Source organism: Ensifer sp. ENS03 (assembly GCF_014852035.1).
Classification (GTDB): Bacteria; Pseudomonadota; Alphaproteobacteria; order Rhizobiales; family Rhizobiaceae; genus Ensifer; species Ensifer adhaerens.
The window spans coordinates 1-12,101 of record NZ_JACVAV010000006.1; the positions used below are offsets into that span (position 1 = coordinate 1).

11 protein-coding genes are annotated in these 12,101 nt (G+C 62.7%); 2 read left to right on the forward strand and 9 right to left on the reverse strand.

The features are described from left to right. Window positions 1-210: 210 nt before the first annotated feature. The 5 genes from IB263_RS20455 to IB263_RS20475 form a co-directional block, all read right to left on the reverse strand. A complete protein-coding gene (locus IB263_RS20455; RefSeq protein WP_110819695.1) occupies window positions 211-1,827 on the reverse strand; it encodes an ABC transporter ATP-binding protein in 1,617 nt (538 codons plus the stop codon). After that, a complete protein-coding gene (locus IB263_RS20460) occupies window positions 1,824-2,642 on the reverse strand; it encodes an ABC transporter permease (protein WP_060518987.1) in 819 nt (272 codons plus the stop codon). Before IB263_RS20460 ends, IB263_RS20455 begins: the two co-directional genes overlap by 4 nt. Then, the gene (locus tag IB263_RS20465) at window positions 2,639-3,583 is read right to left on the reverse strand and encodes an ABC transporter permease (RefSeq protein WP_110819694.1); all 945 of its coding nucleotides are present in this window, start codon (window positions 3,581-3,583) and stop codon (window positions 2,639-2,641) included. The genes IB263_RS20460 and IB263_RS20465 overlap by 4 nt, the downstream gene beginning before the upstream one ends. A 15-nt stretch (window positions 3,584-3,598) precedes the next feature. Beyond that, window positions 3,599-5,158 (reverse strand): ABC transporter substrate-binding protein, encoded by a 1,560-nt coding sequence (locus tag IB263_RS20470; protein ID WP_110819693.1) that lies wholly within the window; start codon window positions 5,156-5,158, stop codon window positions 3,599-3,601. A 137-nt stretch (window positions 5,159-5,295) separates the two neighbouring features. Next, window positions 5,296-6,207 (reverse strand): GntR family transcriptional regulator, encoded by a 912-nt coding sequence (locus tag IB263_RS20475; protein WP_110819692.1) that lies wholly within the window; start codon window positions 6,205-6,207, stop codon window positions 5,296-5,298. Between the two features lie 131 nt (window positions 6,208-6,338). On the opposite strand from IB263_RS20475, the gene IB263_RS20480 reads away from it, so the two are divergent. Beyond that, window positions 6,339-7,457, forward strand: coding sequence for a C45 family peptidase (locus IB263_RS20480; protein ID WP_192438941.1), 1,119 nt, complete (start codon window positions 6,339-6,341; stop codon window positions 7,455-7,457). Window positions 7,458-7,514: 57 nt separating this feature from the next. Further along, complete coding sequence (locus tag IB263_RS20485) at window positions 7,515-8,843, forward strand: aminotransferase class III-fold pyridoxal phosphate-dependent enzyme (protein ID WP_192438942.1); 1,329 nt, start codon at window positions 7,515-7,517, stop codon at window positions 8,841-8,843. Window positions 8,844-9,101: 258 nt separating this feature from the next. On the opposite strand, the gene IB263_RS20490 is transcribed toward IB263_RS20485, so the two are convergent. From IB263_RS20490 to IB263_RS20505, 4 genes are read right to left on the reverse strand one after another with little or no spacing between them, the layout of a single operon-like run. Beyond that, window positions 9,102-10,043, reverse strand: coding sequence for a carbohydrate kinase family protein (locus tag IB263_RS20490; RefSeq protein ID WP_168711269.1), 942 nt, complete (start codon window positions 10,041-10,043; stop codon window positions 9,102-9,104). After that, window positions 10,040-10,549: an ureidoglycolate lyase gene (locus IB263_RS20495; RefSeq protein WP_192438943.1), complete on the reverse strand. Its 510-nt coding sequence runs from the start codon at window positions 10,547-10,549 to the stop codon at window positions 10,040-10,042. The genes IB263_RS20490 and IB263_RS20495 overlap by 4 nt, the downstream gene beginning before the upstream one ends. After that, complete coding sequence (locus tag IB263_RS20500; RefSeq protein ID WP_034803342.1) at window positions 10,546-11,286, reverse strand: BtpA/SgcQ family protein; 741 nt, start codon at window positions 11,284-11,286, stop codon at window positions 10,546-10,548. The genes IB263_RS20495 and IB263_RS20500 overlap by 4 nt, the downstream gene beginning before the upstream one ends. 1 nt (window position 11,287) lies before the next feature. Further along, entirely contained in the window at window positions 11,288-12,088 is an 801-nt protein-coding gene (locus tag IB263_RS20505; RefSeq protein ID WP_127890328.1) for a GntR family transcriptional regulator, read from the reverse strand. Window positions 12,089-12,101: the final 13 nt, after the last annotated feature.

The window sequence follows — 12,101 nt, forward strand, 5'->3', positions numbered from 1 at the left end:
GATATGAAGCAGGATGTCTGGATAGTGAGCCATGGGAAACCCTTTACTGAATGAAGTTCGCCGCTTTGAGCGCGATGCCGTAGGATCAGGTCAATGGGGAACAGGTCGCCTGGCCAGGCGACCTTGACTGGAAAGCGATGCGGCCACCGGGTCCCAAGCCGAAGGCGCCAGGCGCGACGACTTAAGTTTTTGTGGCGCGAGCAGCTCGCGTCAAGCGGCGCGCCAGACGAGATCGATGCCTCCGCCGGCCGCCGGGGTCAGCATCGGTACGGCAGACAGGAGCTTGCGCGTATAGGCCGAGGATGGGCGGTCGAAGATCTCGTCGCGGCTGCCCTGTTCTTCGATAACGCCCTTGTGCATGACCACAACTCTATCGGCGATCTGCTCTACGACGCCCAGGTCATGGGAGATGAAGAGGCATGCAAAACCTTGTTCTCGCTGCAGTTTGCTCAAAAGGGTGAGGATCTGGGCCTTTACGGTCAGGTCGAGCGCTGAGACCGCCTCGTCGGCGATGACAAGGTCGGGCCGGCGAGCAAGCGCGCGGGCGATGGCGGCACGTTGCCTTTGCCCACCGGAGAGTTGATGCGGAAACCGCTCGGCGAATTGCGGAGCGAGACCCACTTCGGCGAGCACCTCATCGACCCGCGCACGGCGGTCTGCGGCGCGCATCGATTTTTCGTGCCGGAGCGGCGCTGCCACGATGTCGCGGATCCGCATGCGCGGATCGAGCGAAGAGTAGGGATCCTGAAAAACCATCTGGCAATTGGCGCGGTAGTCGGCGAAGCCGCTGCTTTTGCGATTGACCACCTGTCCGCGGAAGGTAAGCGTGCCCTCATCCGGTTGCAGCAGCCCGGCGATGATGCGGCCAAGCGTCGTCTTCCCGGAGCCGGACCCCCCGACCAGCGCGACGATCTCGCCAGGATGGATATCGAGATCGATGCCATGCAAGACAGGCTTTGCGCCCGTGCCGCTGCCGTAGGCAAGCTTCATATTTCTGACGCTGGCGAGCGGAGCATTCGGTGCGACTGCACGCGCCGGCGCGCGGCGCGGCAGGGCCGAAAGAAGTTTCCGGGTGTAGTCGTGCCGCGGCATGCGGAGGAGTTCGGCCGTTGTTCCTTCCTCGACGCAGACACCCTTCTGCATGACCAGCACGCGATCGGTATATTGCGCCACCATCGCCATGTCGTGGCTGATCAGCACCATTGCGGTGCCTTTCTCTTCGACCAGCGCATGCAGCAATTCCAGCACGTCACGTTGCACGACGGCGTCGAGTGCGGTCGTCGGCTCGTCCGCGATCAAGAGCGCCGGTTCGAGCAGCATGACGGAGGCAATCATGATGCGCTGCCGCATGCCACCGGAAAACTCATGCGGGAAGGCACGGACGGCTGCGTCCGGATCGGCAATGCCGACACGTTTCAGCATCGCCAGGATTGCGCTTTGACGCGCTGACGCGTCCATTGTCGTGTGCAGCGCCAGACCTTCCTCCATCTGGCGGCCGATGGTGAGCGCCGGATTGAGCGAGGTCATCGGCTCCTGGAAGATGAGCCCGATGCTCTTGCCGCGCAGCTTACGCAGGTCGTCCGGCGCAAGCCCGCTCATATCGCGGCCGGCAAACCGGACGGAGCCCCCGCGCCTGACGATCCCGGGCGGCAGAAGGCCGATGACAGCGCGCATCAACATCGACTTGCCCGAACCGGATTCGCCGACGATGCCAATGCGTTCGCCAGCGCGAAGAGTGAGGCTGACGCAATCGACGACGGGTGGTGCCATCGCAGCCGAGGTGCCGAGCACGAGTTGCTCGACGGTCAGGAGTGGTAGCTGGGTCATTGCGTGCCTCTCATTTTCGGGTCGAGCCTATCCCGCAGCGCATCGCCAAGCAGATTGATCCCGAGCAACGCAACGGAGATGCAAAGGCCCGGAAAGATTGCAAGCCAGGTCGCCTGGGCGAGGTAGGGGCGGGCAGCGGCCAGCATGTTGCCCCACGTCGGGGCCGGTGGCGGCACGCCGAGGCCGAGGAAGGAAAGCGCGCTTTCAGATAAAAGTGTCCACCCGAACATCGACGTTGTCAGGACCGTCAGCGGCGCGATGCAATTCGGCAGGATATGGCGCAGCAGCGTGTAGATTTCGGAATCGCCTGCAATCCGGGAGGCGTCAATGAATTCCTTCTCCCGCAACGAAAGCACTGTGCCCCGAACGATCCTTGCTACGGACGGCGTGTAGGCAATGCCAAGCGCCAGCACGATGCCGAATTTGTTGGCGCCGAAGATCGCAAGCAGCCCAAGCGCAAGCAGGATGCCGGGAAAGGCGAGCAGGGCATTGGTGACGGCGACGAGCACCCGATCGGTCCAACCGCCGACATAGCCTGAGATGGCGCCAAGCGCGGTGCCGAGCACAGTTGCGATCGCGACCGTGGCAAGGCTGACGATGCCGCTCGCCGACGCGCCGAGCATCAAGCGGGAAAGCACGTCGCGTCCGAATTCGTCGGCGCCGAGCAGATGCCGGGCCGAGGGGCCGGCGAGGCGTGCCTTCATGTCGAGCGCCATCGGATCATAGGGCGTCCAGACGGAGCCCAGGCAGGCGACGATCACGAAGGCGCCGACGAACAGGCCGCCAACCAGCGCATTGGCAGAAAGGGTCTTCATGTGATTTTCACTCGCGGATCAAAGAGCGGGTAGCACAGGTCGACGATCAGGTTGACCAGCACGTAGATGACCGCGATGAAGAGCAGGCATCCCTGAATGACCGGATAGTCGCGGCCGAAGATCGCATCGACGAGGAGCCGCCCGAGACCCGGGATCGTGAACACGGTTTCGACGACGGCGATACCGCCGAGCATGTTGCCAAGCACCAGGCCGATCAGCGTCAGCGTCGGCGCAAAGGCGTTGGGGAACACATGGCGCCACAGCACCGTTCGCTCGGGCAGGCCCTTGGCGCGCGCATGAGTGATGTAGTCGAGCCTGAGAACTTCGAGCGCCGAGGCGCGGGCCATGCGCAGAAGCACGCCGATCTCGTGCAGGAAGAGCGTGAGGATCGGCATCAGCACATAGAGCAGCCCGCGGCTCGGGTCTTCGGCGACGGAGACGTAGCCGACCACCGGCAACCATCCGAGCTTGAGGCCGAAGATGAGCAGAATGACGAGACCGAGCCAGAAGGTCGGGATCGACAGAAGCAACGCGGCGATCGACACAAGGGTGAAATCAAGTCTGGAGTTCTGGCGGAGGGCGGCGATGAAGCCGGCCGGAACGGCGACCAGCGAGGCAAGGGCGACGGCAACGAGGACGATGCCGGCGCTGACCTTGAAACGCTCGATGATGAGATGGGCCACCGGCTCCTTCGTAGTGATCGACGTCCCGAAATCGCCCTGCAGGACGCTGGTCAGCCAGATCGCAAACTGCGTCAGGATGTTCTTGTCGAGTCCAAGGTCCGAGCGCAAGGCAGCGACACTTTCCGGCGACGCCATGTCGCCGAGCAGCAATGCTGCCGGGTCGCCCGGAACAAGGCGTATCAGGAAGAAGACGACGACGGCGACGAGGAAAACCGTCGGAACGGCCATTCCTATCCGCGAAAGGATGAAGCGCAGCATCTCGAGCGAACTCTCTTACTCGGCGATCGTGACTTCCCACGCCCTTGGCATGGAGAAGATCGAGGCCGCGTAGTTCTGGACGTGTTTCTGGTAGGCCGAAGCCTCGAGCCCGTTATAGAGCATGATGAAGGGCACGGTTTCCAGGAAGCGCGTATGTAGCTTGTCGAAAAGCTCCTGGCGCTTGGCCGGGTCGGAATAACGCACGGCGTCGGCGAGCATGGCCTGCGCGTCCGGATCGTCCCAGACCTTGCGCGGCTCCTTGTCCTTGTTGCCCATGACGGAGTCCATGGTCAGTGCGGGGTCGTAGCGTCCCGAATAGGGAAACACCATCGCCGTATAGTTGCCGCTCTGATATCGGTCGAGCTGTGCCGCCCACTCCAGCACTTCGAGTTCAGCGGTTATTCCGACCTGCTGCAGCATTGCCTGTGCCACGATTGCCGCATCGTAGGTGTTGGAGTAGCGCGTATTGGCGATGAGTTTGATCGGCTGGCCGTTGTAACCGGCTTCTTGCAGCAGCGCCTTTGCCGCCTCGGGATCGTAGCTGTAGCCCTGGGTCTGGGCTGGGGAGTGGTATTTTGAGGTCGGCGGTATCAGCGAGTTGTTGGCCTTGCCGAGACCGAGCGTAATTCCCTCGACCATGGTCTTGGTGTCAAGAGCCATGGCGATGGCCTTTCGGATGCGCATGTCCTTGAGCAGCGGATCGCGCGTCTGCAACAGGAGCGCGACGATGCCGGGATTGGTCGCCAGCGAAACGGCGGTATCGGCGTTCTGCTTGAACTCCTCGACATCGGCATAGGGAACGTCCGGTACGATATCGATGTCGCCATTGAGCAACGCAGCCTTGGCGGAGGAGCGGTCGGGAATGACGGCGAAGCGGACGGCCTCGACAAGCGGACGCTTGGCGCCGGTGTAGCCGTCCCGCTTTTCTTCGCTGCGTACCGCGTAGTCGGCAAAGGCTTCGAGGTCGATGAATTCGCCCTTACGCCATTCTTTGTACCGGAAGGGACCGGTGCCGACAGGCACGTTGAACGAGCCGTCGGCGTTAAACGATGATTTGTCGAGTATGCCGGTCATGCCGCAGTCGGTTCTGGCAAGCGTTGCCTGAAAGAGGGCGTTCGGCTTTTCGAGCTTGAAGACGACGGTTTTGTCGTCGGGTGCCGTGACCGATACGACATGGGCGGCGCCGCCCGCGGCAAAGTCGTTGCGGCATCGCCATTTTGTGGCTTCGTCCATGTAGCGGTTCCAGTTCCAGACGACGTCGGCCGAAGTCAGCACGTTGCCATTATGGAACTTGACGCCATCCCTGAGCTTAAACGTGTAGGTCAGGTCGTCGTCCGAGACAGCGACCTCCTTGGCAAGCAGCGGCTTTACCGAGGCGTCCTCGCTATATGCAACGAGACCCTCGACTATGTGCAACACGACGGCGTCGCTGTTGGCGTCTCGGTTGACGCCCGGATCAAGGCTGCGGATGTCGGCATTGAGTGCGATTTTCAGCGTTTCTGCTGCGGCCGGGCCGCAGGCCAAGGTCAGCGCTAGTGCTGCGGCCGACGCGGCCAGTCTCTGTCTACGGTTCACCTCAGTTCTCCTCTTTGTGGTCTGCCCGGTTTTCCGGTTGAGCGAACTGTGCCTTTTGTTTGATCATAATGCAATACGAAAAATCGCAAACCTTCTCGGCCTCCCCAAAAGGGGGGTAAATGCGCTCTCGGCAGGCGTTATCTTTCGCTGCGGACCCGGTCCTCGACTTTCTGCAGCGTCGATTCAAGGTGGCGCCGCAGCGCAAGCTGGGCGAATTCGATCTCGCCGGAGCCAATATACCGGAGGATCTGGATGTGCTCCTTCAGCGACCTCTCCATGCGCTCGGGCCGGAGCCGATCGAATACCGAGGACTCGCGCAGCAGTCTGAGGTCGTTCTGCATGCGCACGGATTGCAGGATGAAGCGGTTGCCGGACCAGGTGGCGAGTGTCTCGTGGAAGGAGGCGTTCAGTTTTAACCAGCTGTCGCGGCTGATGCTGCCGGCGGCATTGATCTGGTCGAACATGCTTTCATGTTCGGCAATGAGGGCCTTGAGCGCATCCGGATCGGCGCGGTAGTTCGGCTCGGCAAGGCCTGCAAGCTCGATCGCGATGCGAAAACGATAGCTTTCGGCCAGGCTTTCTGGGCTGTCGAGCGAATCGACAAACGCCCATCCGTGGCCGCGCTGGCGGTGAATGAGGCCCTGGGAGGATAATTGCGTCAACGCCTTGCGGATCGTCCCGCGCGCAATGCCGTAGCGTTCCGTCAGCTCATTTTCCGACACTTCCTGCGGAATGGTGCCGACAGAGCGGTCGCGCAGGATCTGCTGCTTGAGGCGCTCCGTTTCGCTCTCACTGAATGTCTCGATGTAGGTGCCGTTGCCGAGATCGGTGGCGGCGACAAAGCCTTTGTTGGGAATGAGGCGCACGAGATCCTTGGTCGCAAGGATTTCGAGAGCGGCCCGCATCGGTGTGCGCGATACGCCAAACATTGTTGCCAGGGTCTTCTCGACAATCGGATGACCTGCCCGCCAGCCTTCTTTTTGTGCCTGAAGCAGGATCTGCCGGGCAATGTCGATCTGCAACGCGCTCGGGCTGCTTTCCGTGCTCATCAACTGGCTCCAGGGTCTGGTCGGTCTTTGGGGTGCGCTTCTGACATAGCTGTTCGATTTCCTCTGGACAATTCCTTGTGATAGTGCATTTTAACGATACAAAACGCAACATAGAGTGAAAGAGAAGACAGATGACCGCCGCACCGTTTCCGTTCGTTTCGATCTCAGGAACTCCGCTCGAGCGCGGGCGTCAGTATGGGCAGCAGGCGAAGGACCGTGTGCGTCGCAGCGTCGAACTGTATGCTGGTCGGCTTGCGACGCTCGGGGTCTTGGCCGACGACCTGAAGTCGATCGTTGCCGGCTATGTACCGCTCATCGAGGCATTCGACCCAAACTTCGTGGTGGAGATGAAGGGTATCTCCGAAGGTGCGAACTTGCCGTTCGAGCACGTCGTCCTCATCAATGCCCGTACTGAGATCCTTGCGCGGGCACGAAGGACCCAGGCTGCGAGGGCTGAGCATTCCGGCGACGGCTGCACCGGTGTCGTTGTCCTGCCTGAGCGCAGCGCCACGGGAGAGCTCGTGCACGCGCAGAACTGGGACTGGATGGCAGAATGCGCGGAGACGGCGATCGTCTTGCGCGTCAAGCCGGATGAAGGTCCGTCCTATCAGACGTTCACGGAGGCCGGTGGCCTTGCACGCAGCGGCATGAACGACAAGGGCATCGCCGTCACGGCAAATTATCTCGAGAGCGACCGCGACTTTGCCGGCGACGGCGTGCCGCTAGCACTCATCCGGCGCATGGTCCTGCAACAGGAACATCTGGCGATGGCCATGCGTGCCGTGGCCGGAACGAGGAAGTCGGCGTCGAACAACATCATCGTGAGCCACAAGGATGGCTTTGCCGTCAGCTTCGAATGCGCACCGGACGAAGCGTTCAACATCTATCCGGAAAACGATCTCATCGTGCATGCCAACCATTGGCAGAGCCAAACGGCGCTTCTGAAATTGCGTGAGCAGGCTCATTCAAGCTGGTCGGACAGTTTTTACCGCGACTGGCGCGTTCGCCGCATTCTCGAAAAGTCCGACAAGATCGGCGTCGCCGAGGTCAAAGCCGCGCTTTCTGACAAGTTTGGTTATCCCTACGCCGTCTGCCGTCCGCCGCATCGTTCGTCCCGCGGCCATGTCTCGGCGACAGTCGCGACCATCGTGATGCGGCCGGCGGCAGGTGAAATGGAACTCGCGGTGCTGCCGGCCGACAATCCGAGCTTCAAGAGCTACCCGACCTATCGCGACGAAATTGCCGCTTGAACCTTGGTCGCCGTCGCCTCGCGCGCGCCCTGCCCATTCACAGAAGGTCCACATGCCATGGATACGCTCACCACGCCCGGCCCGAACAACCTTGATGCCTACTGGATGCCATTTACGGCCAACCGGGACTTCAAGGCGAATGCTGAATTCATCTCCCGTGCCGAAGGGCTCTACTACTTCACCAGCGGCGGCCACCGCCTGCTGGACGCTATCGCCGGGCTTTGGTGCGTCAACGTTGGCCATGGCCATCCGCGCATCGTGGAGGCGATCCAGAAACAGGCGGCGCGGCTGGACTTCGCATCCTCGTTCGGCCTCGGGCATCCGCTGGTCTTCGAATATGCCAACCGGCTAACGTCGATTGCGCCAGAAGGCATGAACCGCGTGTTCTTCACCAATTCCGGCTCGGAAGCGGCCGATACCGCGCTCAAGATCGCGCTTGCCTACCATCATGCGAGGGGTGAAGGGCAGCGCCAGCGCATCGTCGGGCGTCAGCGCGGTTATCACGGCGTCGGTTTCGGCGGCCTGTCGGCTGCGGGCATGGGCCCGCACAAGAAGCAGTTCGGCATGCTCTTGCCCGGCACGGTGCATTTGCCGCACACGCATGATCCGGCGAAGAACGCCTTCAGCCGCGGTCAGCCGCCGCACGGGGCAGAGCTGGCCGATGCGCTTGAGCAGATGATCGCGACCTACGATGCATCGACGATTGCTGCCGTCATCGTTGAGCCGGTCGCGGGATCGACCGGTGTTCTCGTTCCGCCGGTCGGCTATCTCGAGCGGCTGCGCGAACTCTGCACGCGCCACGGCATCCTGTTGATCTTCGACGAGGTCGTCACCGGTTTCGGTCGGCTCGGCCATGCTTTCGCGGCCGACCGCTTTTCGGTAAAGCCCGATCTACTGATGGTGGCAAAGGGCATGACCAATGGCGCGGTTCCGATGGGCGGCGTCATTGCCAGCGATCGCATCTACGATGCGATTACCTCAAAGGCGGCACCAGGTACGGTCGAACTCTCCCACGGTTATACCTATTCCGGCCATCCGCTGGCGGCCGCCGCCGGATTGGCGGCGTTGGACGTTTATGTTTCCGAGGGGATTTTCGAGCGGGCAGCGGGGCTCGAACCGCACTGGGAGCAATGTGCGCACAGCCTGAAGGGGCTGCCCGGTGTCGTCGACATCCGCAACCTCGGTCTGCTTGCGGGCATCGAGCTTGGCGAAAACGCCGCCGTCGGCAAGACACTCGCCAAGAAGGTCTATGAATTCTGCTTCGAACGCGGCGTGCTCATTCGTCCGGTCGCAAACACGATCGTCTTGTCGCCGCCTCTGACGATCGGCAAGGAAGAGGTCGAAACGATATATGCGACCATCGCCGCAGCCCTTCGAGCAAACTGATATCGCAAAGCTGACACACCAACGGGCTCGAGGAGTGTCCTGCGGCTCGATCGCCGCGTGCTACCTTCGATTGCCTTCTGCGCCCGGCCTCCCGCCGATGCCGCACGACCAGACGGTGGGCCGGTACGCGTCGTGATCGATGCAAACGGCGACGGGAAATCCGGGTAGGTGCGACCCGTGATCGGCCAAACGCTTGTGTTTGTCATGGTTCGGGAGAAGCGCAGGGCCTGCGGTTCGTGTGCGCTCCATGAGGCCAGTTCAGCGATCCTGGTGGCGGTGCCGCCGGCGCCAGGCAAGGACATCTTCGGGTGTCGCCTTGCCTGCGCGCGGGCCATGGATGGTGACGGCGCGCGAAGCGGCCGCGACTGCGAAGTCGAGCGCCTCCTCGAAGCTCTGGTCCTGCGACAGGCACCAGGTGAGCGTTCCACCAAAGGTGTCGCCGGCACCAGTCACGTCGACGACTTTCAAAGTAAAGCCGGGCACGCGCAAGACCGTTTCATGGTTGCGAGCCTCCGCGCCGTCGGCGGCCAGCGTCCGCACCACTCGGTCGATTTGGTGCTCTCGCATCCAGTCGCCGATGAGGTTGATGTCGTCGTGGCCGAAAGCGGTGTGGAAACCGATCTGGTTGAAGATGACGACAGCCGCGCCGGTCAGATAGGGCATGTCTTCGGGCGTGCAGCCGCCGACGTCGAGATCGAAGATCGCCCGGCGCCCGTTGGAATGCAGGTCCCTGAGGAGATCGGCTTGCTTCAGAACGCCGTTTTGCGCCTTGGCGTGCAGACGGCGGACGCGATAGAGCGTGGTGTAGAGGTAACCCGGCTGGCGCAACGCTTTCAGACTGGCGCCTGAAAGCCACATCGGCTGCTCGCCCATCTCGACGGTGAGCACGATGTGCTCGCCCTCGACGAGGAAGATGAAGTTGCGCGATTCCGGAATGGCCGGATCGATCAGCATGTGATCGACGCCGACGCCATTTTGCCTGAGATCGGCGATCAGGCGCTCGGACAATGGGCTGTCGTTGAGCAGCGATATGAACTGCGTATCGCCGCCAAGACCGGCGTGCACGACGGCGGCGTTGGCGATGGAGCCGCCGGCTTCGGCCGGAAGCTCCTTGACCATGCCCTTGTCGGCGCGGCCGGGCCAGCGGTCGGCGGTGTAGTATTCGTCGAGGGCGACATCGCCAATGAAGAATGCAGTCATAAGGTTAGTCCCGTGCCCGCTGCCGCCGACACCTTTATCGGACCGCCCGAAACTGCTACCCATGGGCTTTCGCCGAGGCCGCAGACGGCCATCCAGTAATAGGGTGCGGGGCCGGAAACGCCGCGGCAGGCATCGTGCCAGACATTGCGATCCATGACGACAGCCTGCCCGGGCGCGATGACGAAGGCTTCGATCTCGTCGCGATCAGGTGCTTCGCCATCCGACGCCGGCGCAACCGCAAGGACAACCGGTTCAGCGAGACAGAAGATCGCCTCTTCGGTCAGCTGGTGCCGCTCCATCGCGCGGCAGTCCCAGGGCGCTTGTCCGCCACGGGTGATGCCGAGATGACCGCGGCCGTCGATCAACGGCGTTTTCGTAAAGCCGTCGTTCCAGCCGTCGCCGACAGTCCAGACGACCTTGCCGTCCGTGTCACCGGTCAGGTCGTACACCCGGCCGTAGCGGGAAAAATTGTCCGGGGTCACCGGCCGGGCGTGGACGACGTTCATGCCGCACTCCTGATCGCGCGCACGACACGCATCAAGCCTGCGACATGGGCGGCTTCGACCCGGCCGGTGTCCTTGTGATCGTGCTTGAACCAGCTGCCGACGACGGCGCCGTCGGCCTGAGCCAATTGCTCGGTGGCGTTGGCTTCGGTGAGGCCGGCGCCGATCAGGAGCGGCGTCTCGCCACCGGTCGCAGCGCGGAATCGCGCCACCTTCTCCAAGTCGGTCGGCTGGCCGGTCGCGTCCGAGGTGACGACCAGCCCGTCGCAGCGCGACGCACCGATGCGCACGTCTTCCTCCTCCAGCCGGCCTGATAGGACCGGCTGGTACTTGAACCGGACACCACCGAGGAGCAGGGCCGTCACACCGTCGCGGCGGGTCTGAAGTTCGGTCGCAAAGGGGACGTCTGCTTCGGGCGGCAGGTGGCCAGCGACGGAATCCACCTGGATGAACGAGACCGGATAGGTCCGCGCGAGCGCGAAGGCGCGGGAGTCGTCGCGCAAGACGTTGACACCGATGCGCGTTCCGAGGTCGAGGTGGAAGATCCGCTCTAGCACCCGTTCGACATCCTCGGCATCGCCGAAATAGTTCTCGACCACCAGCCCATCGACGCCTTCGCCGGCCATGATGCGGGCTTCCTCTTCGGCCTGGGCAAGCTTGGCCTGAGCGCCGTCACCGGCAAGGTGCAGCATGCCGAGGATCGGTTTTTGGATGGTAAAGGTGTCGCCGAAGCGGCTCATGTCATGTCTCCTGCACGCCGTGCGGCGCGGTCTCGCGGCCCCAGCGCGTTGCAAATTTCATCTGGACTGCCGGCGAGTAGACGATCGACGTGCGCTCGACCAACCGGTCGTCCGCGTCGAGCACATCCCCGCTGGCGCAAAGGTAGCCCGGCACGTCCTGCGCCGGGGCAAAGACCTCCCGCAGGCGATCGGAAGCCGGCACGACGGTCAACAGCAGTTCCGAACGCAGGGGGTGACGGTCATAGTCGCGGCGCAACACCTCGTAGAGGGATTGCGACGCGAAGTCGTATCGATCAAGCCCGGGATAAAGGGCGAGATCGAGCTCGGACGTGTCGACGTTCAGCCATGTCACGCTGTCGCCGTTGGCAAGCCCGCGGGCGCGCACCAGCACGAGTTGGCCGTTGTCTGCCCGGTGCTCCAGCACCTGCGTCACCGGGCGCTGGCCCTGTTTTCGGGCAAGCTCCGTGAAGCTGCCGAAGTTCCAGATGTTGTGGCTGATCGGTCGGTGCGAGACGATTGTGCCGCGGCCGCGAACCTGCTGGACGAGGCCCTCCGAAACCAGAAGCGCCATCGCATTGCGCACGGTCGTGCGGGCAATGCCGAACTGGTCGCGCAACTGGTTCTCCGAGGGAATGGCTTCACCTTCGGAAAAGTCGCCGCTCAGGATCGCGGCGCGCAGCGCCCGATAGAGCTGCCGGTAAAGCTGCTCGCTCGAATAGAGATCGAGGCGCAGCCGCGACAGTCGATCGTCAGGGCGTTCGCCCGTTGCGGTTGAGGCGTCTGGCATGGGGGGATGGGTCAAGGCAGGCTCCGGC